This is a genomic window from Pantoea sp. Acro-807, from assembly GCF_011752675.1.
Lineage (GTDB): Bacteria > Pseudomonadota > Gammaproteobacteria > Enterobacterales > Enterobacteriaceae > Pantoea > Pantoea eucrina.
Map to the genome: position 1 here is coordinate 223,813 of NZ_VWXE01000003.1, position 25,063 is coordinate 248,875.

Below are 25,063 nucleotides of genomic sequence, written 5' to 3' on the forward strand. Positions count from 1 at the left end.
AAGGAATAAGAACCATGGCAACGCCACATATTAATGCAGAAATGGGTGATTTCGCGGACGTCGTGCTGATGCCTGGCGACCCGCTGCGCGCAAAGCATATCGCTGAGACTTTCCTGGACGATGTTGTGGAAGTCAACAACGTACGCGGTATGCTTGGCTTCACCGGCACCTATAAAGGCCGTAAGATTTCGGTAATGGGCCACGGTATGGGGATCCCATCCTGCTCAATCTATACCAAAGAGCTGATCACCGATTTCGGCGTGAAGAAAATCATCCGCGTCGGCTCATGTGGTGCAGTACGTGCTGACGTGAAACTGCGTGATGTGGTGATTGGTCTGGGCGCCTGCACCGACTCCAAAGTAAACCGTATGCGTTTCAAAGATCATGATTTTGCAGCGATTGCTGACTTTGACATGGTACGCAACGCGGTTGACGCAGCAAAAGCGCTGGGCGTTGACGCGCGCGTCGGCAACATCTTCTCTGCGGATCTGTTCTATACGCCCGATCCGCAGATGTTTGATGTCATGGAGAAGTACGGCATCCTCGGCGTTGAGATGGAAGCCGCAGGGATCTACGGCGTGGCGGCAGAGTTTGGTGCGAAAGCGCTGACCATCTGTACCGTCTCTGACCATATCCGCACGCACGAACAGACCAGCGCGGCAGAGCGTCAGACCACCTTCAACGATATGATCAAAATTGCACTGGAATCGGTGCTGCTGGGCGACTAACTTCGCCTGTGTCCGGGGCGCATTAATGCGCTCCGGTCCTCCCTCCGTAAACATCTGACACACTTTTACCCAGGCTTGTGCATCTTCAGGCTGGCTCTGACGCTCACGCTGTTTATCATTAGCGCGATAATGAAGAGACCCTTTCCTGATGAATTTTCGCAATTTCGAAGCTGAAGAAAAACTGTTTGCCCGGCGGGCGCTGGTGGCATTTGCGCTGGTGGTGACCTGCTTTATCGTTCTGGGAATCAATCTTTATCGTCTGCAGGTCCGTCAGCACCGCTACTACCAGACGCGCTCCAACGAAAACGACATTAAAATGATCCCCATCGCGCCTACACGCGGGCTGATATACGATCGCAACGGCATTCCGCTGGTACACAATGTCACCTGGTATGACGTACTGGTCACGCCCTATAAGGTCAGCGATATGGCGGCCACGCTCCGCGCCCTGACGCCGCTGCTTGATCTGACGCCCGATGATATTGACGCATTCAGGCATGCGCTGCAGCACAGCAGCCGCTATAAACCGGTCGAGCTGAAAGCGGAGCTTACCGATCGTCAGGTGGCACGCTTTGCCGTGAACCAGTTTCGTTTCACCGGCGTCAGCGTATCGACTTATCAGGATCGGGAATACCCCTACGGCGCTGACCTGGCGCACGTGGTGGGCTACGTCTCCAAAATCAACGACGCTGACTACAGGCGGCTGAACGAGGCGGGCAGAGGGGAGAACTACGCCGCGGACCATAACATCGGTAAGCAGGGCATTGAAGGCTACTATGAGGCATTGCTGCACGGCAAAACCGGCTACCAGGAAGTGGAGGTCGACAACCATGGCCGCATCGTGCGCGTGCTGAAAGAGGTTCCGCCGGTGGCTGGCAAAAATATCTGGCTGACCCTCGATCTGCATCTGCAGCAGTATGTTGAGCAGCAGCTGGCCGGCCAGCGCGCGGCGGTACTGATTGAAGATCCGCACGACGGCAGCGTGCTGGCGATGGTCTCCAGCCCCAGCTACGATCCCAACCCGTTTGTGAAAGGCATCAGTTATAAAGCCTACAAAGCGCTGCTGCAGAATAAAGATTTACCGCTTATCAACCGCGTCACGCAGGGCCTCTATCCGCCCGCCTCGACGGTAAAGCCATATATGGCGATCTCTGCACTGCTGACCCACACTATCACGCCCGCGACCACCTTCTTTGGCGGACCCACCTGGACCCTGCCCGGCACGCACCGCACCTGGCGCGACTGGAAAAAAACGGGCCACGGTATGCTGGACGTCACTAAAGCGATTGAGGAGTCGGCAGACACCTTTTTCTATCAGGTGGCATTTATGATGGGTATCGATCGCATTCATACGATGCTGAGCCAGTTTGGCTATGGCAAGTCAACCGGTATCGATCTTAACGAAGAGTACACCGGTCTGCTCCCCGATCGCGCCTGGAAAAAGCGGGTGCATAAACGGGCGTGGTATCAGGGCGATACGGTATCAGTCGGGATCGGGCAGGGCTACTGGATCGCAACCCCGATCCAGATGGTCCGGGCGATGGTCGCGCTGATCAATAACGGCAAAGTGATCACGCCGCATCTGCTGGCTAAAGCGCAGCGTGGCGGCTGGCAGCAGCCTTATCAGCCCGTCAGGCCGCAGCCGCAGATTGGCGAGGCGAACTCGCCATACTGGGGGCTGGTGCGCCGGGCGATGTTTGGTATGGCTAACGCCCCTAACGGCACCGGATATAAATATTTTCATACCGCGCCATACGGCATTGCAGCGAAGTCCGGGACGTCGCAGGTGTTCAGCCTGAAGCAGAACCAGACCTATAATGCGAAAGCGATCCCGATCCGGCTGCGCGATCATATTTTTTATACCGCGTTTGCACCGTTCAGCGATCCTAAAGTGGCGATTGCGTTGATTCTGGAAAACGGCGGAAACGAGAGCGTGAGCGCCGCGCCGGTAATGCGCAATATTCTCGATCATATCTTCCTGCCGCCGGCATCCGACGCGCCGCTGCAGACGGCAGGGCAGTAGCGGCTACTCTTCTTTTAACGTCGCGGTGACGTGGCCGATAGCGCGGACCACGTCACCTGAGCTGCCGCGGATCTCCGCCATCATGTCGCCCGCCTCCTGAGCAAGCAGTACGCCCTGATCGGCGCGCTTCAGGTTAGATGCAATGCCCTGCAGCGCTTTCTCTGCCAGCAGATGGTTATCGCGCACCCGGTTTTCGATTTCAGTAGTGGCGCGATTGATATTTTCCGCCAGCGCACGCACCTCGTTCGCGACGACGGCGAAGCTGCGTCCATGCTGTCCGGCCCGCGCCGCCTCAACCGCCGCGTTCAGCGCCAGCAGATTGGTCTGTTCGGCAATACGGCGGATGCTTTCGACAATCGCGCCAATGCGATCGGAGGAGTCGCTGAGATTGGTAATATCACCGGAGATACCGTGCAGTTCGCCTGCCAGCGCATTCATGGTCTGCACGCTGTTCTCCAGCACGGTAGCGCCCAGGCGGGTGCTTTCGCTGGTCTGCAGCGCCGTCTGATACGCCTGCTGCGCAGCGTCACGCTCCTGCTGGCTCTTCTCCACCTGCGGGGTCACATCAGTGGCGAATTTAACAATTTTATAGAGAGTGCCCGCCTCATCGAAAACCGGATTATAGGTGGCGCGCAGCCAGACGGTACGGCCCTGTTTATCCACGCGCTGAAACTGGCCGGAGATGTATTCACCCTGATTCAGCTTCTGCCAGAAACGACGATAGGCGTTGCTCTGCTGCGTTTCTGGCGGACAGAACTGACTGTGGTGCCGGCCAAGGATCTCCTGCTCCCGATAGCCCATGGTTTTAAGAAAATTGTCATTTGCCATCAGCACTTCGCCCTGCAGATTAAAGGCGATAACCGCCATTGAGCGATCGATAGCCGCCGTCATGGCGCGCTGCTCCTGCGTATCCAGAATGTGTGCCGTAATGTCACTCGCCAGCTTAACAATCTTTATTACCCGGCCGCTGCGGTCCTGTACCGGCACATAATTGGCTTCCAGCCAGACCGGACGGCTGTGTTTCGCCACGCGCAGAAACTTATCGCTGAACCCCTCGCCGCGGTTGAGCCGTTGCCAGAAATTGCGATACGCGGCCGAGTGCACCATATCGGGCGTACAAAACAGAGCGTGGTGCTGCCCGACGATCTCCGGCAGGGTATAGCCCATGCGCTCCAGAAACAGATCGTTGGCGGTGATAATTTTGCCGTCCGGCGTAAACTCAATCATGGCGATAGCATCCTGCAATGAACTGAGCGTCGCGCGGCTGCGCTTTTGCCACGCAAGGCGTGACATAATACCTGATACAATAGTGCTGAACATGGTGGACCTTTTTATGTTTATTGGATGTCAGCACGGTTATCGGCAGCCGGATGCGAAAATCCATCGCGACAGCGCAGCAGAGTGTGTCAGAATTTAACCAGTAAGCGCAGCGGATGCTCTAAAAGTCAGCAGTCAGCGCGTATTTGCTGAAAAGCGTTTGACGCTGCGGCCGGGGTAGGGTTTAATGCGCCCCGTTGCCCGAATAGCTCAGTCGGTAGAGCAGCGGATTGAAAATCCGCGTGTCCCTGGTTCGATTCCGGGTTCGGGCACCACAATTCAGAAAACCCGGCCTTATGGCCGGGTTTTTGCTTTTCTGCGCTCCCCATATTCGCTCTGCGCTCCGGCGTATACGCTCCACTCCTGGTCTGACACAGTCAGCACCTTCATCTGCACGATCGCACCCCGGATACAGACAAACAGCTGCAAACACTGCTTTCATTTAGTTACTTTTACACTACGTGACTTTTCCTGAATCTTTGCCATTACTTAACAGGCGGACCCGCACTAAAAAATCAGGAATATGAGCAATGCCGATACGATCGCTGCAGGCGCTTTGTCTGGTGAGCTTTTTTCTCGCCGACGTGCGCGACGGGCTGGGACCTTTTCTGGGGATATTTTTAACGCAGCGTGGCTGGCAGCCAAATGATGTCGGCCTGGTGATGACGGCGGGCGGGCTGGCGGGGCTTATCGCCACGCTGCCTGCCGGGATCGTTACGGATGCCACGCGCTACAAACGTCTGCTGCTGCTGGGTGGCTGCGCGCTGATTACCGTTGCCACGCTGTGGCTCTGGTATTCACAGCAAAGCTGGGTGGTAGCAATTACGCAGATCATCAGCGGCGTTTCTGCCGCGTTTATTGCCCCGGTGCTGGCAGGGATTACGCTGGGTCTGGCCGGACAGCGCGGTTTTAACCGGCAGATGGGGCGCAACGAAGCGTTTAACCACGCCGGGAATATGAGCGCTGCGCTGATTGCCGGGGCCGCGACATGGTACTGGGGGACCGGCTCGGTATTTATTCTGATGACAGCGATGGCGCTGCTGACCTCACTCGCTATCCTGGCCATCCGCGGAAAAGATATTGATCATCAGGCAGCGCGCGGTCTGGATGCGTCTGCGGGCGGCGCGGTTCCCCGCCTCTCTGACCTGACGCGCAACGCACCGCTGATGACCACAGGCATCACGCTGCTGCTGTTCCATCTCGCGAATGCGGCACTGCTGCCGATGCTCAGTATGCGCGTAGCCGCCTCGCCCGGCGGCATGAATCCCGGCGTTTATGCTGCTGCAACCGTTATTATCTCGCAGGCGGTGATGATCCCGGTAGCGCTCTGGACGGCGGCGCGCGCCGAAACGCTGGGGTATCAGCGTCTGATTATGCTGGCGCTGCTGCTGCTGCCGCTGCGCGCCGTACTCGCCGCCAGCTTTACCAACCCCTGGATGATGATCCCGGTTCAGGTGCTGGACGGCATCGCGGCCGGTACGCTGGGCGTCGCCGTGCCTGGCTACATTGTGCAGCTGCTGCGCGGCAGCGGCCATGTTAATGCCGGGCAGAGTGCGGTGATGCTGATGCAGGGAGCGGGTGCCGCCTTTAGTCCGGCGCTGACCGGCATGATTGTCAGGCACTACTCTTATAGCGTGGCGTTCAGCACGCTAAGCGTGATTGCGCTGACAGCGCTGCTGATCTGGTGGCAGGCGAGGCGGTTCGCGCCGGTAAGTGAGGCATAAAAAAGGCCAGCACAGAAGCAACCTCACTATGCTGGCTGGCCAGCTGGCCGATAAATAATATGCAATGTCAAAGTCCGGGGAAGAAAATCAAAGCGCAGCCAACGCTATTTCTTTGCTTCTACGCCTGGTGTACTGGAGCGGATAAGGAACTGCTTTGTAACGTCGCCCAGATGATTGGCTGTCCAGTCGGCCATCGCCTGTTCCTGCTCGCGAATGCGGGTGAAAATTGACACGCTCTCGCTGTCGTTAAGCTGTTCCGCCGCGGCAATGAGCGCAGTGTAATTCGCGATCTCAAAGTTCTCAAAAACGTTGCCGCTGATGGCGCCTTTCACCACCTCATCTTCGGTCATCATTCCGCCAACTGCCTGGCCAAACGCCGACAGTTTTCCTGCGGCATCTTTGATCACCGAACGGGACGTGTCGTAACGGTCAATGACGCTCTGCACCAGCTGCTGCTGTTCACGTGTTTCATCAATGTGCTGCTCAATACGCGCTTTGAGATCGGGATAGTGTTCGAGCCGGGCTGCCATTTTTTCCAGCATGCTCTCCGCCTGCTTCTCCATAGCGTGTGCATCTCTGACCCAGTCAATAAAATGTTCTTCGTAAGTCATTAGATTCTCCCGTTAATGTTAAGCCTGTGCACCCTGTGCAGCATCTTTATCTGTGCCACGACGACTCTTTTTACCCCCTTTACGGCCCGCTTCAATTGCGCGCTCAGGGTTATTGCGAAAGTTACCGCCGCTGACCTGACCGCCTTTTTTCCCCGCTTCGCGGGCACGTTCAGGATTCAGGGCAAAATTACCGGCACCGCCACGTGGATTGCTCATCATTTACTCCTCAGAGGGTAAAGCATATTAAAGTATTTAGTTTGCAACTTAAGGTTAGCGTTATTTTCCGGATTAACAAGGGCGCCAGCCAGGAATAATCTTAATTGGGGTTTTTATATTTTTTATTTCTTTAAGAGCTAATTTATAAAATCACGATTCATTTTGTGTACAGAGAAATACTATTTGTACAATAAATTTTATCTCGGTATTTTTAGATATTTATCCTTTATTTTTAGTTTCTTACTTCAATTAAGGGTGGTTTTTATAAGTTGTACGATTTTACTGTGTGTTGTACAGATTTATATTGCAAGGTAACAGAGTGTCGTATGAAGGGAATTAAGCGCAGCGGTGGAAAGTATTTCTTAAATTTAACATGTAATTTTTTGTCAGTTGATTTTTTTGACTGAGATCATTTCAGCCAGGGCAATAATATATTCTGGAGTGGTCATTACCTAAATTGAGACTTTCAGGTTATGCAGTGACTTAACGGGGCTCTGCACCTTATGATGGCGGCATCACTTATGCTCAGCCCGGTGAGCAAGCATGCAGGAATCACCCCGTAATGAATTTACTCAACGATCTCGATCTGCGTCAGCTGGAAGCGTTCGCAGCAGTTATTGCAGCGGGCAGCGTGACCGCCGCAGCCAAAGCGCTGAATCGCTCACAGCCTGTGGTGTCACGCCAGCTGCAGGAGCTGGAGCTCTCTCTGGGCTATCCGCTCTTTATCCGCAACGGACCGCGTATTCACCCCTCCGAAGAGGCGCTGCAGCTGCATCAGTATGTGCAGAAAGCGCTGCTCTCTTTACAGCAGATCCGGCTGCGTGCGCAGGAGATCGCGCAGCAGCAGCAGCGGCCACTCAGCATTGCGGCCACGCCGGCGCTGGCTGCAGGGCTGCTGCCACAGGCGCTGGCGGCGATTGGCCTGCACAATAAAGTGCAGATCATCAGTGAGTCTGCGGCGCAAACGGCGCACGCGGTGATCACCGCTGAGGCGGACATCGGCCTCTGCAGCCTGCCGCTGGAGCATGATGCAGTGGTACTGCACTGGATTGGTCACGCGCGCTGCGTGGTGGCGCTGCCGGATAGCGACCCGCTCGCGGCGCAGCCGCAGATATCGCTCAGCCAGCTGGCGGGACGGCGACTTATCGCCCCCTGGAACCCGCAGCGCCTGCGCGGGCGCTATGAAAAAGCGCTGAAGCGTGTCAATACGCCGCTACCGGAAACCATTGAAACCAACTCTTCGGCAAATATTCTTGGCTGCGTCCGCGCCGGGCTGGGCGTGGCTATTCTGGAGCCGGTTTCCGGCTGGGGAATGCCGCTGGCTGGCGTCACTATCTGTACGCTGGAAGAGGATATTCCTTACTACTTTGGCGTGGTCACGCCGCAGGGACGGCAGATCACCGCGGCAGCACAGGCGCTGGTAGAAGCGCTCGCCGCCGCGGCTGCCGCGCTGTTGCCCGATTTTCAGCGGCTGGCCTCAAGCGAACACACCCGCGTTATGCGGCTTATCAATCAGCTTTAAGGCGTCTGCAGGGCGTGGCAACTGGCTTATACCCATTCCGGCATAAGATATAAGAAATCCATTGGTTAAATGCTGAGCGCTATTATTGACTCCGCCCGGTCGCAGGAGGAGTATGCAAAGCCTCAGCTTTTACTATGCGTATTAACAATCATTAGCCGGTAACTATGTGTTATCAGGATAATAAATCCGGCGGTTGTGGGTATGCGTTTGACAGCGTTTTTTGCGCTGACATCAGGGGATACTTATATGACTTCAGCTGCCGACGGTCTGGCTGCGCTGGAAGCTCAGCTACAGCAGGACCTGGAATACCTTGAACTGCCCGCAAAACCCTGGGTGCCTGTGCACACGGCTTATGACCAGCCGGTGCGCGATGTCGTCGTGATCGGTGCCGGAATGTGCGGCCTGGCGGCGACGGCCCGGCTGCAGCTGGCGGGCATCACCAATAGCATCGCTTACGACACTGCACCAGCAGGGGAGGAGGGGCCGTGGGTCACCTTTGCCCGCATGGAGACGCTGCGTTCACCCAAATCACTGCAGGGACCGGCACTCGGTCTGGCCTCGCTGACCTTTCGCGCATGGTATACCGCGCAGTGGGGAAAAGCGGCCTGGCAGGCGCTGGACAAAATCCCGAAAGAGATATGGATGAACTATCTGGTCTGGTACCGGCAGGTACTGAATCTGCCGGTACAGAACGGCGTCCGCGTTACCGCCATTGAACCTGCCGGGTCGCTGATTGCGCTGACGCTGGAAGGCGCAGCGCCGGCACGCGTATATACCCGCCGGCTGGTGCTGGCAACCGGCCGTTCCGGCCTGGGCGGCGTCGCCGTTCCCCCCTTTTTGCAGGGCGTCGATCGCCGCTTCTGGGCACACTCCGCCGACAACATCGACTTCCGTGCGCTGCAGGGTAAGCGGGTTGCGGTGATCGGTGCCGGTGCCTCGTCAATGGATAATGCCGCAACCGCGCTGGAGCAGGGCGCTGCCAGGGTGGATCTGCTGATCCGCCGTAAAGCGATGCCGCGCATCAATAAAATGACCGGTATCGGCAGTCAGGGCGTGGTACACGGTATGCACCAGCTGCCGGATATGTGGAAATGGAAGTTTGTTGATTATACCGCTGCCACCCAGACGCCGCCGCCGCGCGCCTCCACCCTGCGCGTTTCGCGTCATGAAAATGCCCGTTTTTTGCTGAACTGCGCTATCAATGCCGTCAGGCCCGAAGGGGATGAGCTGGTCATTGAGACGACGCAGGGGCCGCTGCGCTATGACTACCTGATTGCGGCTACCGGTTTCAGCAACGATTTCAGCGGCCGATCCGAATTCGCCGCCATCGCCCCGCACATCCGCCGCTGGGCAGACGGTCGCTATCAGCCTGCCATGGGGCCGGCGCGCCAGAATATGCTGGAGGCGCCTGACCTGGGACCCGGGTTTGAGTTTCGCGAGCGCTCCCCCGGCGCCTGCCCGATGCTTTCACATATTCACTGTTTCAATGATGCCGCGATGCTGACGCACGGCAAAGTCTCCGGTGATATCCCCGCGGTCAGCGCCGGTGCCGATCGGCTGGTGCGGGCGATTGCGGCCTCGCTGTTTGCCGAGGATGTGGAGCAGCACTATGCCAGCCTGCAGGCGTATGACACGCCTGAATTACAGGGCGATGAATGGGTGGACGCCACCCCCTTACTGAATCAGGAGAACGCGTTATGAGTGACGCTATCGATCGCGCCGCCGGGCTGACCCCTGACGCGGCGCTCTACCAGACGCGGCGGCTGCGGCCGGAGTTTGTTGATGGCGCCGAGGCGTGCCGTCGCTCCGTGCTGACACCGGAAGATGACCAGGGGCTCTCTGCAGCCCTGCGGCTGGCGCTGGCGCAGCGCATGGCGCGGCTGAATCAGGATAGCGCGCTGGAGCAGGCGTATCAGCATGAGCTGGCGCAGCTGCAGCCGGCAGATGAGCTGCTGGCGCTGGCGGAAGGTGCGCTGCCGGCAGGCGAACCGCTGGCGACGATTGTGCGTCATACCGATCTGGTCACGTCTCAGCCGGTGCAGGCCACCGAGCAGCACATCCGGCTGCTGGAGCAGGCGGGGCTGAATAACCCGCAGATTGTGGCGCTCTCTGAGCTGATCGCCTTTGTTAACTTCCAGACGCGCGTGGCGGCTGGCCTGCGCCTGCTGAGGTCAGCATGATCCCTTCTGTTTCCCTGAAGCCGCTGCACTGGCACCCCTATATTGCGCCGGTCAGCGTAGACGACGCCACGCCTGCCCAGCGCGATGCGATGAAAATCACACCGTCTAACAAGAAGGTGTCGGAGTATGTCCGCACGCTGGTACACGATCCGGAAAGCTACACCGCACGCACCGGGCTGTTCAACGCCATCATGTATGTTGAAGGCGGCCTGAATCGCGCCGATCGCGAGCTGGGCGCGCTGGGCGCGTCAATCGTGAACGGCTGCCGCTACTGCGCGGTGGTGCATGCGCGCCGGCACGTGCAGCTGGCTGAAAACGACGCGGTGGTCAGTGCAATCTATTTTGACCGCGCCGATGCGCTGGGCGAGCGCGACGCCGCGATCTATCACTTTGCCCGCCGCCTGTCGGTCACGCCAGCCGAAGCGACGGCAGAAGATATTGCGCCGCTGCGTGCGGCCGGAATGGACGATCGGGAGATTATCGACCTGATCCACGCTATCGCCATCTTTGGCTGGGCCAACCGTCTGATGCATGTGCTGGGCCATGCTGACCTGAATAAATAGGGCAATGCCATGTTAGAACTTAATAATATTACGCTCGCCTATGGTAACAACCCGATTCTGAAAGGGGTCGATCTGACGGTAAAGCGGGGCGATGTGGTGTCGATTATCGGGCCAAGCGGCACCGGTAAAACCACGCTACTGCGCTGCATTAATTATCTGGCAAAGCCCACAGCCGGAACGATCGCGCTCGATCAGATCCGCATGGATTATCGCAAACCCGATAAAGCGGCGATCCAGGCGATCCGCCTGCGTACCGCGATGGTATTTCAGCAGTTCAACGTCTTTAAGAACATGACGGTGCTGGAGAATGTGATGGATCCGCTGATCGTGATCCAGCGCAAAAGCCGCCAGGAGGCGCGGACCATCGCGCTTGAGGAGCTGGAGCGGGTCGGACTCGGCGCGAAAGCCGATCACTATCCTTCCCAGCTATCTGGCGGACAGCTGCAGCGCACCGGCATTGCCCGCGCACTGGCGGTGCGGCCGGAGGTCATTCTGTTTGATGAACCGACCTCTTCGCTGGATCCGGAGCTGGTGGGTGAGGTGCTGAAGGTAATCAAAGATGTCACCTCCTCAGGCATCACCTCGCTGCTGGTCACGCATGAGATGCAGTTTGCGAAAAGCGTCTCTAACCGCATTGTGTTTATGGATCAGGGGGTGGTCGCCGCGCAGGGTACGCCGGCAGAGATGTTTGAAAACCCGACCCTGCCGCGCCTTGCCCAGTTTCTCAGCTCAGAACGCATATTCTAATAATCAGAGGAATCAAGATCATGCCTGCACTTAAAACAACATTACGTCGCCTGGCCGCGCCTGGCATCATCGCACTGGCGCTGGTCAGCGGCAGCAGCTTTGCCGATGCGGTTCGCACCATCAAAATCGCTACCGCTGCAGAGTCCAAGCCGCTCTCCTGGGGCGCGATTGGTCATGAGCCGCAGGGCTATGAGCCCGACGTGCTGAAAGCGATTAATGCCAGACTGCCGCAGTACAAATTTGTGATGGAAGGCGCCGCGGATATCGCTCAGGAGACCGGGCTGGCGACCGGCAAATATGATATGGCAACCGGCGGCTACTATAAGGCCCCGGCGCGTAGCAAGCAGTTCCTGATCCCGGATGCACCGATGGGTGCCAGCCTGATGAAGATCTACAGCCGCAGCGACAGCACCATTCAGGGCATGAAAGATCTGGTGGGCAAAAAGGTTGTCCCGGTGACCGCTGGCGGTGGCGTCTACAAATTTGTGACGCAGTGGCAGCAGGATAATCCGAACGACAAGATCGCCATTAAAGCCTCCAGTGCTGGCGTGCCCTATCCGGATCGCCTGAAAGAGGTGCAGAACGGCAAGTATGACGCGCTGATCCTGCCATCCAACCTCGGCGAGCAGACGGTCATTGATAACCAGAAACTGGCTATCAAAGCGAGCGAACCGGTGGCGATCAACAACACCTATGTGCTGCTGCATCGTTCGGCAGAGAATCAGGCGCTGAGTCAGGACATTACAAAGGCGCTGCAGGATCTTAAGGCGGACGGCACGCTGGATAAGCTGGCGCAGAAGTGGTTTGGTGAAGACGTCACGAAATATATGCAGTAACGGATTCACAAGCAGATACCGCGCCGGCTCTCTGGCAGGCGCGGCTCTATAGTAAGCAGGAGTGTTTCACCGTGAATCTATCCGCCATGATCCCCGAGCTGCTGTCAGCGCTGCCGCTGACGCTCGGTATTATGTTTGTTGCGATGCTGGCTGGCTTTGTTCTGGCGCTCATCACGACGCTTTTCCGCGTCCGTCGTATTCCGCTGGTCAGCCAGCTGGCCGATCTGTACGTCTCTTATGCGCGCAGCGTGCCGGTGGTTCTGCAGCTGTTTGTCGCTTTCTACGGCCTGCCGCTGATTACGCAGCAGCTCGGCTTTACGGATTTTGTTTCACCTAATCTGGCCGCCATGATTGGCCTGAGCTTCTATCACGGCGGCTATCTCTCCGAAGTAATGCGCCCGGCGTTTCTGGCGGTAGAGCGCGGTCAGCACGATGCGGCGGACAGCCTGGGTTACGGCTTTCGTCACAAGATGCTGCGCGTGGTAGGACCGCAGGCGGTGCACTTTGCGCTGCCGGGCTATGGTAACGCGATAATTTACCTGATCCATAACGTTGCGCTGGTGATGTATATCGGTGCCGCTGATGTCATGGCGACGGCGCATCTGATTATGGAGCGCGATTATAACCAGTATCAGTTTGGTACCTATCTGGTGCTTGCGGTGATCTATTCGCTGCTCTGTCTGGTCGCCTGGCTGATTATTCGTTTCTTTGAACAGCGTCATGCGAAGTACAGCGCCAAAACGGCGCGCGTCAAGCTGACCGCCAGCGTCTGAGCAGGAGAGCGCGCATGTTTGATACTGAAGTACTACTGCCCGATTTCTGGAGCATTCTGGATGCGGTGCCGGTTACGCTGCTGATGGCGGTAACGGTGTTTATCTGTTCCACGCTGCTGGGCGGGCTGTTTGCATATATTGAGCATCAGCGTATTCCGCTACTGCGTCAGCTGGTGATGGTTTACAAAATTGCCTTTAAAGGCGTGCCGATGGTGGTGGTGATTTTTCTCGCCTACTACGGTCTGCCATCCGCGCTGCATTTCTTCGCTACGCTGTTTAACGTTGAGGTGAATGCTCACTCGCTGCCTAACTGGGTGATTATCATCGTCGCGCTGAGCGCCTGCGTAGCGGCGTTTCAGGCAGAAGTGTGGAAAGGGGCGCTGAACTCGTTTGACAGCGGCCAGTCCGACGCCGCGCTGTCGCTGGGTTACAGCGGTGGCCAGCTGTTCCGGCGCGTGATGTTCCCGCAAATCATCGTGGCGGCGATCCCGGATCTGGCCAACGCCTTTATGGTGATTATGAAAGCGCTGTCGCTCGCCTTTGCTATCGAAGTAGTGGATATCTTTGCGCAGGCGCAGCTGACGGCGGCGCTGAACTTCTACTATCTCGAAGCGTTCCTGATTGCCGTGGTGTTTTATATGGTGATTGCGTGGGTGGTGACCAAGGTCGCCGATATGATTGAAGCGCGGTTGCGCGTCAGGACCTGAGAGAGAGAGGAGGCTGGCGCCGGTTCTGTTCGCCACGGGGGCGTGGGGCACGGGACTGGTTCCGTTCGCCACAGGGGCACGGGGCCGGTTCCGTTCGCCACAGGGGCACGGGGCCGGTTCCGTTCGCCGTCAGCCGTGGCAGCAGCCTTTGCCCCGGCGCGGCGACCGGGCAGAGGACGCCTGGCCGCGCCCTCTGCACTCCCCGGCCCTGCGCCAGCCCCGCCCGCCGCTGCGCGGTTCCCTCGCTCAAGCCCGCTTCCCGGGGACCGGCCGCTATTCGCTCCTGCTCACCGCGCCCTTTCGCCGACGTCCTGTCGGCTCATCCCGGAATCGCGCCCTCCCTCGGCGGACCCGGATGGCGCTTCCCCCGCCTTCTGATTTTTTCTCTTTCCTGGGCTTTTTTAATGGCGGTGGGTTCTGGTGGTTTGCGCTTTTTTCCTGTCACATGTGTTTTATGGCTGACGGTCCTGTCGGAAAGCTTCAGCGCACACCAGACCAAATTTAAAAAAAACAAAATGAAGAATTTGCAGGCGGGGAGGGGGACGCCATCCGCAGCGCCGGGCGCAGAGTGACGGCCAGGGCGAGCCGGCAGGACGCCGGCGAGAGCGCGGGCTGAGCAGGAGCGAATCCGCGCGGTCCGTTAAGGCCGGAGGGATAAGTCCGGGAATTCGCGAGGACGGCGCGGGGCGCGGATTGCTAAGGGGCGCGCCCACCCGCCCCTTAGCCCGTCCGCGTGCGGGAATGCCGCTGAAACTGCCAGAAGCCAGGCGGGCGGAACCCCCCCGGTGCCGCGCGCTGCTTAGCGCACAGCCGCGTGCTGCTGCCCCGGGGCCGGTTCCGTTCGCCGTCAGCCGTGGCAGCAGCCTTTGCCCCGGCACGGCGACCGGGCAGAGGGCGCCTGGCCGCGCCCTCTGCACTCCCCGGCCCTGCGCCAGCCCCGTCCGCCGCTGCGCGGTTCCCTCGCTCACGCCCGCTTCCCGGGGACCGGCCGCCATTCGCTCCTGCTCACCGCGCCCTTTCGCCGACGTCCTGTCGGCTCATCCCGGAACCGTGCCCTCCCTCGGCGGACCCGAATGGCGCTTCCCCCGGCTTCCACTTTTTTCTCTTTCCTGGTTTTTTTTATGGCTGTGGATTTTGTTCGCAGGTTCAGACCCTGCAACCTTTTAAGAATGAAAAAATGAATGTGCAGGCGGGAAGGGGGCGCTATCCGCAGCGCCGGGCGCAGAGTGACGGCCAGGGCGAGCCGGCAGGACGCCGGCGAGAGCGCGGGCTGAGCAGGAGCGAATCCGCGCGGTCCGTTAAGGCCGGAGGGATAAGTCCGGGAATTCGCGAGGACGGCGCGGGGCGCGGATTGCTAAGGGGCGCGCCCACCCGCCCCTTAGCCCGTCCGCGTGCGCAAGCGCCGCTGAAACTGCCAGAAGCCTGGCGGGCGGAACTCCCTCAGTGCCCCGCGCTGCTAAGCGCCCAGTCCCGCGCTGCCGCGCCCCCCTCCCCAACAGACAAAGCAAACTGAAAACTGGCCGATAATGCGCCATTACTTCTGCGGTTGGGACAATTTTCCGAAACTCGTCGGCTTTTCACCTCGTCTGTTTACAGAAAATTCAGGACAGGCAAAATAGCGTTTATTTTCTCACCGTAATTGACTATGTCTGAAGAAGCCCTGCGTCAGCAGATCCAGAACCTGAAAAAACACAACGCGCGCCTGAAGCGCATTGCGCATGATGCGCGCAATAAACTCAGCGCTGCGCTGGATGGCACCGGACTCTGCCTGTGGCAGCTGGACATTCCCAGCGGCAAACTGGTGATATTCAACCGGCGCTGGGGGGCGATGCTCGGCTTTCAGCCGAAAGAGACCAAAGCGCGGTTTGATGCCTGGCGGGAGTGCCTGCATCCGGAAGATGCTGATGAGGTGCTGCGGGCGTTTTACGACCATATCGAAGGGCGGGCACCGTGGTATGAGGCGCTGCACCGCATGATTGGCAAAAATGGCAAAATTACCTGGGTGCTGGACCGCGGTCGCGTCAGCGAGTGGGATGCGGCGGGTAATCCGCTGCGTGTGACCGGTACGCATATCGATATGACCAAAGAGAAAAATTATGAGGCTCAGCTTGCGCTGCTGGCGCATCACGATCCGCTGACGGGTCTCGCCAATCGCCATGCGCTCTCCGTTCAGTTTGCGCAGATGCATGCCGGAGGGCCGCTCTGTGTGGCGTTTATCGATCTGGACAACTTCAAACACGTCAATGATACGCTCGGTCATCGCAGCGGTGATGAAGTGCTGATCCAGCTCAGCCAGCGGATGCTGGACGCTCTGCCGCCTGTGGTGCTGGCAGGCAGGCTCGGCGGTGATGAGTTTGTGCTGCTGATGCCATTCCTGATCGACTACCCTAAAGTGCGGATTCTGGCGCAGGCGGTGCTGGAGGCGGCGCTGCAGCCGTTTGATGTCGACAACGGTCTCGCACAGATTGGCGCTTCAATCGGGGTGGCTCAGGTACGGGCAAAAGAGAGCTTTGATGATGCGCTGAAACGGGCGGACGAGGCGATGTATCAGGTGAAGCGTAACGGAAAACAGGGGATAAGGCTTGCTGCCTCCGGGCAGGAGAGACGCGACATTTAATTATTAAACGCATCCGCTGTCACCCCTGTTCGCGTAATGCGCCTAAACTTGTCTGTGATTATTGCTGCAGCGATCTCTGCCGGCAATAAAACTGCCTGTTATCGGCCACACACGGAGAATGAGATGAGCACTTTTCAGACTAAAGATGGCGTTACGCTCTGGTTCAAAGACTGGGGCAGCGGCCAGCCAGTGCTGTTCAGCCACGGCTGGCCGCTGGATGCGGATATGTGGGACAGCCAGCTGACTTTCCTCGCGGAGCGGGGCTATCGGGTTATCGCGTTTGACCGTCGCGGTTTTGGCCGCTCAGAGCAGCCGTGGGAAGGGTATAACTACGATACCTTCGCTGATGATATCCATGACCTGATCGAACATCTCCAGCTGGAAGAGATTACGCTGGTAGGGTTTTCAATGGGCGGAGGCGATGTCACGCGCTACATTGGCCGCTACGGCAGCGCAAAAGTAAAATCGCTGGTGCTGCTGGGTGCCGTGACGCCGGTGTTTGGCCGGAAAGCGGATCATCCGGAAGGCCCGGAACAGGCGGTCTTTGATGATATCAGGGCGGGATTACGTCAGGACCGTGCGCAGTTCATCAGCGATTTTGCCACGCCGTTTTATGGTCTGAATGCCGGACAGCAGGTTTCAGACGGGGTGCTGACCCAGACGCTCAATATCGCGTTGCTCGCTTCGCTGAAAGCGACTATCGACTGCGTTACGGCGTTTGCAGAGACGGACTTCCGGGATGATATCGCTAAAGTCGATGTGCCCACGCTGGTGATCCACGGCAGTAACGATCAGGTCGTACCCTTTGAGGCGACCGGCAAGCTGGCGCATGAGATGATTAAACATTCACAGCTGAAAGTGTATGACAATGCACCGCACGGCTTTGCTGTTACTCATCAGGATCGACTCAACGCCGACCTGCTCGCCTTTTTGCAGCAGCAGAAATAAAAAAAGGTCGCCTGCGGGCGACCTCCTCTGAACTGCAGGGCAGAGTTAATCTGCCAGCAGATGACCATACATCGTCAGCAGACGACGCGTCACGCCGTTGGTCCAGCCAAAACCGTCCTGCAGCGGATATTCGCCGCCGCCGCCCGGACGCGCCCGATCGCCGCTGATATCATATTTCTCAACCAGCTTGTGATGCAGCGAGTAGAAGTTTTTCACCGTCGTCAGCCAGTTCACCGCAATTTCAGTGGCCAGCGTCTCTTCACCGTAATGATTCAGCCCCACTACGGCCATCCACTGCAGCGGTGCCCAGGCGTTAGGCGCGTCCCACTGCTCGCCGCTCTCGACCATCGAGGTCAGCAGTCCGCCCTGCGTCAGCAGCAGCTGGCGCAGCGCAATCGCCTGCAGATGCGCCTGCTCAGGCGAAGCGAGACCGAGGAACAGCGGTACAACCGCAGCGGCAGTAAAGGCGCCAAACCGCTCGTTGCGCCAGTCGTAGTCACGATAAACGCCTGCGGTGGTATCCCAGAGGTAACGGTTAATCGCCTGCTTGCGCGCATCCGCTTTTTTCTGCCACGCCAGCGCCGTCAGCTCTTCGCCCCGGGCGTGCGATAGCGTGGAGATCATCAGCTCCAGCTTGTAGAGAAACGCATTGAGATCGACCGGGATAAACTGCGTAGTACGGATACTCGCCAGTCGCTGCGGATCGCGTAGCCAGCGTGAAGAGTAATCCCAGCCGGATGCAGCACCGGCGCGCAGATCGCGGTAAACCTCACTGGCCGGACGGCTCGACTTGCTGGCCGTCTCCACATCTTCCACCCAGGATTCATCACGCGGTGTGTCGCGATCGTCCCAGTAGCGGTTGAGCAGAGAGCCGTCGGGCATGCGCACAACGTGACGATAAGCCTGATGCGGCATCAGCTCACCTGCGCCATCCATCCAGAACTGATACTCTTTCATCAGCTGGTCAAGGTAGCGTTTGGCACCGCGAATGCCATCCTCTTCAAACAGCTCCACCATCAGAGCAAATACCGGTGGCTGCGAGCGGCTGAGATAGTAAGTACGGTTTCCGTTAGGAATATGACCGTAGTTATCGATCAGCCAGGCAAAATTGTCCGCCATATGACGCAGCAGATCGTCACGTCCGGCATCAGCCAGCCCCAGCATGCTGAAATAGGAGTCCCAGTAATAGGTTTCGCCAAAGCGGCCGCCGGGTACCACGTAAGGTTTTGGCAGCGGCAGCAGCGAGGAGTGTGGCATATGCTGCTGAGGCATTTTTGTCAGCACCGGCCACAGATCATCGATGTGCTCTTTCAGCGTTTTATCCGGATTTGAGACATAAAAGCTCTCATTTACCTGCGGCAGGTAAAAGTGCTCATGAATAAACTTTTCCAGATCGAGATCGCCCGCCCGTTTGCGGCGACGATAGCGGATAAGAATATCCAGCGGATCGAATTTAGGCGCGCAGTCGGGAAATGTTTTGCTGTCAGCAAAAATATGAGAGGTCTGAACGTGTTCAAACATCTCCAGATAGCGATCGGCAGGCGTCAGCGCATCCGGTGCCGGCAGTCCCTGAATCAGCTCAGGTTCTGGCTCCGAATCCTCTGCGCCTTCACGCACGAACTCATGAGGATCGTATTGATACTCCAGATCAGCATGGGCTTCGTGTTCCCCGAACACCTGGCGTGGCTGGTGGTTAGTATTAATAACGGCCTCCTGAAATTCCTGGTTGCTCAAAAGACAAATTATAGAGGGTTCGCGGTTGCAGACAACAATGCGAAATATCTATGAACGTAATAAATATTGTCGATGGATCGCCGTTTTTGCCTTTTTTGCAATATTAACAACGGCCTGTATTTAAAGATATTTAAGGTGTTTCTTAAATATACCTTCAGAAAGCGCACCGGATTAATCTGCAAATAAGAAAATCGCCAATTTCAGGCGCCGTTCTCCCTTTTTTCTTGATCAATTTATGCGGTTGTTTTCTGCACCCGGTGCGCGACTTACGCGTTACAGCCATCCGGGTGTCTGTACATCCGGAATCTGCACAGGACCTCGCCGCGGTAAATTTTTTGCCAGATGAGCAGGCGCTAAGCGAAAACGTTATTAATTACCTTTCGCTATAAACAGGTTTTTTTTAATTTTAATTTAACTAAAAAACGGCCGTGCAATAATTTTTACACTGCGCTGGCGCAAACATCAGGCTGCCGTTTTGGTTGTTACCGTAATTAACAATCAAATGAACTGCTTAAAGAAGTAATCTCTTTTACAGCCGCTAAGCTTAATAACAACATTGTCACAATAGAGCAGGATAATTAACCTTAACTCAGTGATTTTAAACAGATAGTTTCTCGCAAAAACAATGATCTTAATCAAGATTTACTGGTATAGTTTTATTCACTCCTACTTTTCCGTTTGTTCCTGCCGGTTTCTCACATTTGGCGGGAATTGATGACGGCGTAGCAGAAATTATTCTGTGCGCCATCTTTGTTAATAATAAGTAAAAATTCCGCGTAATTTTGTGGCAATGAGGTAAGCAATGTTTGGATTAGATGCTTTTCATCTGGCCAGGATACAGTTCGCGTTTACTGTCTCCTTCCATATTATCTTCCCGGCCATCACTATCGGGCTTGCCAGCTTTCTGGCAGTGCTTGAGGGGATGTGGCTGAAAACCCGTAACGAAACCTATCGCGATCTCTATCACTTCTGGTCGAAAGTGTTTGCGGTGAACTTCGGTATGGGGGTGGTCTCAGGTCTGGTTATGGCCTATCAGTTCGGGACCAACTGGAGCGGGTTTTCGCAGTTTGCCGGGAGTATTACCGGTCCGCTGCTGACCTATGAGGTGCTGACTGCCTTCTTCCTTGAGGCGGGCTTCCTCGGCGTCATGCTGTTTGGCTGGAACCGCGTCGGACCAGGCCTGCACTTCTTCGCCACCTGTATGGTCGCGTTAGGTACGCTGATCTCCACGTTCTGGATCCTCGCATCAAACAGCTGGATGCACACGCCGCAGGGCTACATCATCCAGAATGGTATTGTGGTGCCGGAAGACTGGTTCAAAATTGTGTTTAACCCCTCATTCCCTTATCGGCTGTTCCATATGTCGGTGGCGGCATTCCTTGCCAGCGCCTTCTTTGTGGGCGCGTCCGGGGCATGGCATCTGCTGCGCGGCAATGACAACCCGGCGATCCGCAAGATGTTCTCAATGGCGCTGTGGATGGCGCTGATTGTTGCTCCGATTCAGGCGATGATTGGCGATGCGCACGGCCTGAACACGCTGGAGCATCAGCCGGCAAAAATTGCTGCCATTGAAGGACACTGGGAAAACCCGCCGGGTGAAGCCACGCCGCTGATCCTGTTTGGTATTCCGGATATGGAAGAGGAGCGTACGAAGTATGCGCTGGAAATTCCTTATCTCGGCAGCCTGATCCTGACGCACAGTCTTGATAAACAGGTTCCGGCACTGAAAACCTTCCCGAAAGAGGATCGGCCTAATTCGCTGGTGATCTTCTGGTCGTTCCGCGTCATGGTGGCGATGGGGCTGCTGATGATCACGCTCGGCGTGTTCAGCCTGTGGCTGCGTTATAAACAGCGTCTTTACAGCTCACGACCGTTCCTGTGGTTTGCGCTGCTGATGGGACCATCGGGCCTGATCGCTATCCTTGCTGGCTGGTTCACCACTGAAATCGGACGTCAGCCGTGGGTGGTTTACGGCGTGCAGCGCACAATTGATGCGGTTTCAGCGCATGGCGACCTGCATATGAGTATCAGCCTGCTGGCCTTTATCCTGGTCTACTCATCGGTGTTTGGCGTGGGCTATGTCTATATGATGCGCCTGATCAAAAAAGGTCCGCACACCGGTGAAGGGAAAGATGTCCGTCACGGTGGTCCGGGTCAGGATAAGACGCCAGCGCGCCCGCTCTCTGCTGCACATGAGAGCCTGGATGCTTCGCAGGAGGGTAAATAAATGATCGATTTTTCCGTTATCTGGTTCGCCATCATCGTCTTTGCCACGCTGATGTATATCGTGATGGATGGCTTTGACCTGGGCATCGGTATTCTGTTTCCGTTTAACAAAGATGCCGTTGAGCGCGACATGATGGTTAACACCGTGGCGCCGGTCTGGGATGGTAATGAAACCTGGCTGGTGCTGGGCGGAGCAGGGCTGTATGGTGCCTTTCCGCTCGCCTATGCGGTGATCGCTGATGCACTGGCGATCCCGCTGACGGCTATGCTGATCGGCCTGATTTTCCGCGGTGTGGCGTTTGAATTTCGCTTCAAGGCGACCGAAGAGCATCGTGCATTCTGGGATAAATCGTTTATTGCCGGCTCGCTGCTGGCGACCTTCAGCCAGGGCGTGGCGGTCGGTGCGATGATCAACGGTTTCCCGGTTAAAGGACGTGAGTTTGCCGGTTCAGCTCTGGACTGGCTGGCCCCGTTCCCGCTGTTCTGCGGCGTGGGTCTGGTCGTGGCCTATGCGCTACTGGGCTGCACCTGGCTTATCATGAAAACCGAAAACGAACTGCACCGTAAAATGTCTGCGCTGGCTACGCCGCTGGTGATTGCGCTGCTGGTGATAGTCGGCATTATCAGCCTGTGGACGCCGTTTGCTCACGAAGCGATTTCGCAGCGCTGGTTTACCCGGCCAAACCTGTTCTGGTTCCTGCCGGTGCCGGTACTGGTTCTGCTCTGCTCGTGGGGGATCATGCGCGCCATCAAACGTGAGGCGCACTATTCGCCGTTCCTGCTGACGCTGGCGCTGATTTTCCTCGGCTTCTCCGGGCTTGGCATCAGCGTCTGGCCAAACATTATTCCGCCATCCGTAACTATCTGGGAAGCGGCATCGCCGCCGCAGAGCCAGGCCTTTATGCTGGTGGGCAGCCTGCTGATTATCCCGATGATTCTGGGCTATACCTTCTGGAGCTACTATGTGTTCCGCGGAAAAATCAAAGCTGACGCAGGATACCATTGAGATGCAAACGGAGGTCAGCAACATGAAACAGCACACTGAACACAAAGCGCCGCTCTGGAAGCGGGTGATGTGGCTGGTGATCATCTATGGTGCAAGCGTGCTGGCACTCGGCGTGGTGGCATCCCTGTTTCGTATGATGATGACCGCGGCAGGTATGCGTTCGCATTAATATCTGTCTGCAGCAGAGCGGCACAGCACAGCGTGCCGCTCGCCTTGCGTTAAAAAAAGTTAGTAACCTAAGCAATTAGTGCGCCGCCCTGAGCGGATCCTTTACTCTTCCTTACGTTGGTTAGGCGATTTTGTTATATTTATGTGACAAATAACGCATTAACGCGCGCTTTCCTGACTCATTCAATTAGAACCATGCTTAGCCTGAACCTGAAAAAGCAGTATATCTCTGACCTGGTTGACTGGATTGAAGCCAACCTGACCGATGAGCTTAATATCGATCTTATCACCCTGAAATCAGGCTATTCCAAATGGCATATGCAGCGCATGTTCAAGGAGATGACCGGCCAGACGCTGGCCTCCTACACGCGCAAACGCCGCCTGACTTTATCCGCTATGGCGCTTCGCTTAACCAGCATGCCGCTGATCGACATCGCCGTACGTTTTGGCTTCGACAATCAGCAAAATTTTACCCGCGTGTTCAAAAGCCATTTCTCGCTGACGCCTGGCGCCTATCGTCGTATTCCGGAAATGCGCATGAAAGCTTTTCACAGCCGCATCTCTGCGCCGCGCCCGTGGGTTAAAACACGGCTCGCCGAGAAGCCGGAAATTCGTCTGAGTGGAGAGGTGGTGGAGTGGGAGTGCCGCTTTGGCGAATATATTGACCATCACAATCATATTGTGGCGCAGCATACACGCGACTTTATCGCCTTTGCCGGACAGCACGCCACGCGCGGCTGGCTCGGTTTTCAGTTCAGTCCCGGCGTGAGCTCGCTCGATCAGCAGCATATCAGCCTGTTTCAGGCGCTGGAGAGTGAGCACGCTGACGTTCTGCCGCAGCATGTGCAGAACTGGACCGGCGAGAGCGGGCTGTATGCAGAGATCGACTGGCATGGCGCGCCGGAAGAGATCAACGCCTTCACCGCCGAGATTTACTACAACCATCTGCCCGCGCTCGGCGTGGCACGCCGGCCCGGTAAAGATCTGCTCAGGCTCGATTTGAAATACAGTACGCCGCAGCTGCTGCAGGGCACCTTTCATATTCCGGTAGCACTGGAATAATCAGCAAATTGTGCGGCTAAATGTGACAAACCGCACAATTTTATAAACCCTGCGCCGGTAGCGGCGTAAAATTCTGCTCCGAAGCCTGACCTGCCGCGCCATGTGCTGGCAGCGCAGCATCAGGCTGGATGGCTCTCTGCATTCCCGATCCGCTCCGGATCTTTAAATGAAACCCTAAATTATCATGCGACTTTTACCGTTGTTCTTGTCCGCGGCGCTTGCCGTTTTTTCATCGCTGGCCGGTGCGCAAATGGCTGAGCCATTTTCACCCCCCGGTGGCCTGCATCCGCACCAGCAGCGCTGTGCTCAGCAGGAAATTGTGGGTGATAACGCACTGCCTCAGTATGAAAACAGTGAGAACGTTTCTCTCTGCTGCAGCGATCTGCACGCCTGACACCTGCCGCCGCTCTCCGCTAATGCGGCAACCGCATTTTTCGACATTGTTTCCCGGCGCGGTCACCGCTATCGTTTCGCCACGTAATGAGAATTATTTACATTAATTTAGCGTGGCGGCACAGGCGGAGTGCGCTGCTGCCGCTGCCGGGAGAAGTGAATTGTCACAGAAAAAGAGTCGTGCACCGCAGCGAGTGCGTAATGAGCTGCGCTTTCGTCATCTGACGGTAGCCAGCAAAACCCGTGTTGCCGGCGTCTTCTGGCGCATTGTATTTACCGGGGCCGATCTGGCAGGCTTTCATTCCCCCTCGTTTGACGATCACATCAAAGTCTTTTTTCCCTCCGGGCCGGGCTGCGATGTTGCGCTGCCGCAGCTGAGTGAAGAGGGCATCGTCTGGCCTGAGGGCGTGCGTCCCGCCGCGCGTGACTACACGCCGCTGGCGTTTAACGGCGTCGACTCTCTGACGCTCGATTTCTATATGCATGATGACGGAGTGGCGAGCGGCTGGGCAGCTGCGGCTAAGCCTGGCGACCGGATCGCGATGGGCGGGCCGCGCGGCTCCTGCATTATGCCGGTGGATTACGCCTGCCAGGTGTATGTCTGCGATGAAACCGGGCTGCCTGCTTTTAAGCGGCGCTATGCGGAGCTGCAGGCGCAGCACGTTCACCTGCTGGCGTTTACGGATGCCGCTATCGGACATGACTATCTGGGAGAGATGGAGGGCGTTACCGTTCACTGGCTGGGCAGCAACCGTATGGCGGCCACTACGCCAGCGCAGCTGACGGCAGAACTGGCTGCCATCGATTTTACCGGCGATGACTATTTTGTCTGGCTGACCGGAGAAGGCAATGCGGTGAAACAGCTCAGCGACTATTTTACGCAGCAGCGCGGCGCGGATACGGACTTTGTCCGCGCCGTCGCCTACTGGCATCAAAAGTCACCTGAAAAGTAAGCAGCGGCA

General features: G+C 57.0%; 23 protein-coding genes and 1 tRNA gene. 20 read left to right on the plus strand and 4 right to left on the minus strand.

Features of this window, described 5'->3' with window-relative positions:
* Positions 1 to 14 precede the first annotated feature (14 nt).
* Together deoD and mrdA are read left to right on the plus strand one after the other, a co-directional pair.
* On the plus strand, positions 15 to 728 hold the full coding sequence (gene deoD / locus F3J39_RS09825) for a purine-nucleoside phosphorylase (RefSeq protein ID WP_039380134.1): 714 nt from the start codon (positions 15 to 17) through the stop codon (positions 726 to 728).
* A 148-nt stretch (positions 729 to 876) separates the two neighbouring features.
* The gene (mrdA, locus tag F3J39_RS09830) at positions 877 to 2,751 is read left to right on the plus strand and encodes a penicillin-binding protein 2 (RefSeq protein WP_113655795.1); all 1,875 of its coding nucleotides are present in this window, start codon (positions 877 to 879) and stop codon (positions 2,749 to 2,751) included.
* 3 nt (positions 2,752 to 2,754) lie between these two features.
* Here the strand turns inward: mrdA and F3J39_RS18930 are convergent, their stop codons facing one another.
* Positions 2,755 to 4,071: a PAS domain-containing methyl-accepting chemotaxis protein gene (locus F3J39_RS18930; RefSeq protein ID WP_104085440.1), complete on the minus strand. Its 1,317-nt coding sequence runs from the start codon at positions 4,069 to 4,071 to the stop codon at positions 2,755 to 2,757.
* Between the two features lie 196 nt (positions 4,072 to 4,267).
* Here F3J39_RS18930 and F3J39_RS09840 point away from each other — a divergent pair.
* Both F3J39_RS09840 and F3J39_RS09845 read left to right on the plus strand, forming a co-directional pair.
* A tRNA-Phe gene (locus F3J39_RS09840) sits at positions 4,268 to 4,343 on the plus strand.
* 255 nt (positions 4,344 to 4,598) lie between these two features.
* The gene (locus F3J39_RS09845; RefSeq protein WP_039380128.1) at positions 4,599 to 5,792 is read left to right on the plus strand and encodes an MFS transporter; all 1,194 of its coding nucleotides are present in this window, start codon (positions 4,599 to 4,601) and stop codon (positions 5,790 to 5,792) included.
* Between the two features lie 104 nt (positions 5,793 to 5,896).
* On the opposite strand, the gene F3J39_RS09850 is transcribed toward F3J39_RS09845, so the two are convergent.
* Together F3J39_RS09850 and F3J39_RS09855 are read right to left on the minus strand one after the other, a co-directional pair.
* Positions 5,897 to 6,403 (minus strand): DUF892 family protein, encoded by a 507-nt coding sequence (locus F3J39_RS09850; RefSeq protein WP_039380127.1) that lies wholly within the window; start codon positions 6,401 to 6,403, stop codon positions 5,897 to 5,899.
* A gap of 18 nt (positions 6,404 to 6,421) precedes the next feature.
* Positions 6,422 to 6,619, minus strand: coding sequence for a general stress protein (locus F3J39_RS09855; RefSeq protein WP_039380126.1), 198 nt, complete (start codon positions 6,617 to 6,619; stop codon positions 6,422 to 6,424).
* 562 nt (positions 6,620 to 7,181) lie between these two features.
* Here F3J39_RS09855 and F3J39_RS09860 point away from each other — a divergent pair.
* The 10 genes from F3J39_RS09860 to F3J39_RS09905 all read left to right on the plus strand — a co-directional run bounded on the left by F3J39_RS09860 (position 7,182) and on the right by F3J39_RS09905 (position 17,512).
* Complete coding sequence (locus F3J39_RS09860; protein WP_052246444.1) at positions 7,182 to 8,141, plus strand: LysR family transcriptional regulator; 960 nt, start codon at positions 7,182 to 7,184, stop codon at positions 8,139 to 8,141.
* Between the two features lie 246 nt (positions 8,142 to 8,387).
* A complete protein-coding gene (locus tag F3J39_RS09865) occupies positions 8,388 to 9,842 on the plus strand; it encodes an NAD(P)/FAD-dependent oxidoreductase (RefSeq protein ID WP_166714133.1) in 1,455 nt (484 codons plus the stop codon).
* Positions 9,839 to 10,321, plus strand: a complete 483-nt coding sequence (locus F3J39_RS09870; RefSeq protein WP_094112234.1) for a hypothetical protein — start codon at positions 9,839 to 9,841, stop codon at positions 10,319 to 10,321. Before F3J39_RS09865 ends, F3J39_RS09870 begins: the two co-directional genes overlap by 4 nt.
* A complete protein-coding gene (locus F3J39_RS09875) occupies positions 10,318 to 10,884 on the plus strand; it encodes a peroxidase-related enzyme (RefSeq protein ID WP_104085444.1) in 567 nt (188 codons plus the stop codon). The genes F3J39_RS09870 and F3J39_RS09875 overlap by 4 nt, the downstream gene beginning before the upstream one ends.
* 9 nt (positions 10,885 to 10,893) lie before the next feature.
* Complete coding sequence (locus F3J39_RS09880) at positions 10,894 to 11,631, plus strand: amino acid ABC transporter ATP-binding protein (RefSeq protein ID WP_039380122.1); 738 nt, start codon at positions 10,894 to 10,896, stop codon at positions 11,629 to 11,631.
* A gap of 20 nt (positions 11,632 to 11,651) precedes the next feature.
* On the plus strand, positions 11,652 to 12,467 hold the full coding sequence (locus tag F3J39_RS09885; protein ID WP_039380121.1) for a transporter substrate-binding domain-containing protein: 816 nt from the start codon (positions 11,652 to 11,654) through the stop codon (positions 12,465 to 12,467).
* A gap of 86 nt (positions 12,468 to 12,553) precedes the next feature.
* The gene (locus F3J39_RS09890; protein WP_199181693.1) at positions 12,554 to 13,240 is read left to right on the plus strand and encodes an amino acid ABC transporter permease; all 687 of its coding nucleotides are present in this window, start codon (positions 12,554 to 12,556) and stop codon (positions 13,238 to 13,240) included.
* Positions 13,241 to 13,254: 14 nt separating this feature from the next.
* On the plus strand, positions 13,255 to 13,947 hold the full coding sequence (locus F3J39_RS09895) for an amino acid ABC transporter permease (protein ID WP_039380119.1): 693 nt from the start codon (positions 13,255 to 13,257) through the stop codon (positions 13,945 to 13,947).
* A gap of 1,645 nt (positions 13,948 to 15,592) precedes the next feature.
* A complete protein-coding gene (locus F3J39_RS09900; RefSeq protein WP_166714134.1) occupies positions 15,593 to 16,564 on the plus strand; it encodes a sensor domain-containing diguanylate cyclase in 972 nt (323 codons plus the stop codon).
* A 123-nt stretch (positions 16,565 to 16,687) separates the two neighbouring features.
* Positions 16,688 to 17,512, plus strand: coding sequence for an alpha/beta hydrolase (locus tag F3J39_RS09905; protein WP_071668595.1), 825 nt, complete (start codon positions 16,688 to 16,690; stop codon positions 17,510 to 17,512).
* A gap of 45 nt (positions 17,513 to 17,557) precedes the next feature.
* On the opposite strand, the gene treF is transcribed toward F3J39_RS09905, so the two are convergent.
* Complete coding sequence (gene treF, locus F3J39_RS09910; protein ID WP_348769942.1) at positions 17,558 to 19,216, minus strand: alpha,alpha-trehalase TreF; 1,659 nt, start codon at positions 19,214 to 19,216, stop codon at positions 17,558 to 17,560.
* Between the two features lie 832 nt (positions 19,217 to 20,048).
* On the opposite strand from treF, the gene F3J39_RS09915 reads away from it, so the two are divergent.
* From F3J39_RS09915 to F3J39_RS09940, 6 genes are all read left to right on the plus strand, one after another.
* Positions 20,049 to 21,473, plus strand: coding sequence for a cytochrome ubiquinol oxidase subunit I (locus F3J39_RS09915; protein ID WP_039380115.1), 1,425 nt, complete (start codon positions 20,049 to 20,051; stop codon positions 21,471 to 21,473).
* Positions 21,474 to 22,478, plus strand: a complete 1,005-nt coding sequence (gene cydB, locus F3J39_RS09920; RefSeq protein WP_039380114.1) for a cytochrome d ubiquinol oxidase subunit II — start codon at positions 21,474 to 21,476, stop codon at positions 22,476 to 22,478.
* 1 nt (position 22,479) lies between these two features.
* Positions 22,480 to 22,647 (plus strand): DUF2474 domain-containing protein, encoded by a 168-nt coding sequence (locus F3J39_RS09925; RefSeq protein WP_065648369.1) that lies wholly within the window; start codon positions 22,480 to 22,482, stop codon positions 22,645 to 22,647.
* Positions 22,648 to 22,841: 194 nt separating this feature from the next.
* Positions 22,842 to 23,708, plus strand: coding sequence for a helix-turn-helix domain-containing protein (locus F3J39_RS09930; RefSeq protein ID WP_039380113.1), 867 nt, complete (start codon positions 22,842 to 22,844; stop codon positions 23,706 to 23,708).
* A 250-nt stretch (positions 23,709 to 23,958) separates the two neighbouring features.
* Positions 23,959 to 24,102 (plus strand): cytochrome P450, encoded by a 144-nt coding sequence (locus F3J39_RS09935; RefSeq protein WP_223811773.1) that lies wholly within the window; start codon positions 23,959 to 23,961, stop codon positions 24,100 to 24,102.
* 160 nt (positions 24,103 to 24,262) lie between these two features.
* On the plus strand, positions 24,263 to 25,054 hold the full coding sequence (locus F3J39_RS09940; RefSeq protein WP_108570340.1) for a siderophore-interacting protein: 792 nt from the start codon (positions 24,263 to 24,265) through the stop codon (positions 25,052 to 25,054).
* The last annotated feature ends 9 nt before the right edge of the window (positions 25,055 to 25,063 follow it).

Excerpts from the sequence above, each read along its gene's own strand:
- F3J39_RS09890 (WP_199181693.1), top strand. The coding sequence starts at position 12,554 with ATGATCCCCGAGCTGCTGTCAGCGCTGCCGCTGACGCTCGGTATTATG.
- F3J39_RS09885 (WP_039380121.1), top strand. The coding sequence starts at position 11,652 with ATGCCTGCACTTAAAACAACATTACGTCGCCTGGCCGCGCCTGGCATC.
- F3J39_RS09865 (WP_166714133.1), top strand. The coding sequence starts at position 8,388 with ATGACTTCAGCTGCCGACGGTCTGGCTGCGCTGGAAGCTCAGCTACAG.
- F3J39_RS09925 (WP_065648369.1), top strand. The coding sequence starts at position 22,480 with ATGCAAACGGAGGTCAGCAACATGAAACAGCACACTGAACACAAAGCG.
- deoD (WP_039380134.1), top strand. The coding sequence starts at position 15 with ATGGCAACGCCACATATTAATGCAGAAATGGGTGATTTCGCGGACGTC.
- F3J39_RS09845 (WP_039380128.1), top strand. The coding sequence starts at position 4,599 with ATGCCGATACGATCGCTGCAGGCGCTTTGTCTGGTGAGCTTTTTTCTC.
- mrdA (WP_113655795.1), top strand. The coding sequence starts at position 877 with ATGAATTTTCGCAATTTCGAAGCTGAAGAAAAACTGTTTGCCCGGCGG.
- F3J39_RS09870 (WP_094112234.1), top strand. The coding sequence starts at position 9,839 with ATGAGTGACGCTATCGATCGCGCCGCCGGGCTGACCCCTGACGCGGCG.
- F3J39_RS09930 (WP_039380113.1), top strand. The coding sequence starts at position 22,842 with ATGCTTAGCCTGAACCTGAAAAAGCAGTATATCTCTGACCTGGTTGAC.
- F3J39_RS09900 (WP_166714134.1), top strand. The coding sequence starts at position 15,593 with ATGTCTGAAGAAGCCCTGCGTCAGCAGATCCAGAACCTGAAAAAACAC.
- F3J39_RS09880 (WP_039380122.1), top strand. The coding sequence starts at position 10,894 with ATGTTAGAACTTAATAATATTACGCTCGCCTATGGTAACAACCCGATT.
- F3J39_RS09855 (WP_039380126.1), bottom strand. The coding sequence starts at position 6,619 with ATGAGCAATCCACGTGGCGGTGCCGGTAATTTTGCCCTGAATCCTGAA.
- F3J39_RS09850 (WP_039380127.1), bottom strand. The coding sequence starts at position 6,403 with ATGACTTACGAAGAACATTTTATTGACTGGGTCAGAGATGCACACGCT.
- F3J39_RS09875 (WP_104085444.1), top strand. The coding sequence starts at position 10,318 with ATGATCCCTTCTGTTTCCCTGAAGCCGCTGCACTGGCACCCCTATATT.
- F3J39_RS09860 (WP_052246444.1), top strand. The coding sequence starts at position 7,182 with ATGAATTTACTCAACGATCTCGATCTGCGTCAGCTGGAAGCGTTCGCA.
- F3J39_RS09895 (WP_039380119.1), top strand. The coding sequence starts at position 13,255 with ATGTTTGATACTGAAGTACTACTGCCCGATTTCTGGAGCATTCTGGAT.
- F3J39_RS09915 (WP_039380115.1), top strand. The coding sequence starts at position 20,049 with ATGTTTGGATTAGATGCTTTTCATCTGGCCAGGATACAGTTCGCGTTT.
- cydB (WP_039380114.1), top strand. The coding sequence starts at position 21,474 with ATGATCGATTTTTCCGTTATCTGGTTCGCCATCATCGTCTTTGCCACG.
- F3J39_RS18930 (WP_104085440.1), bottom strand. The coding sequence starts at position 4,071 with ATGTTCAGCACTATTGTATCAGGTATTATGTCACGCCTTGCGTGGCAA.
- F3J39_RS09905 (WP_071668595.1), top strand. The coding sequence starts at position 16,688 with ATGAGCACTTTTCAGACTAAAGATGGCGTTACGCTCTGGTTCAAAGAC.
- F3J39_RS09935 (WP_223811773.1), top strand. The coding sequence starts at position 23,959 with ATGGCTGAGCCATTTTCACCCCCCGGTGGCCTGCATCCGCACCAGCAG.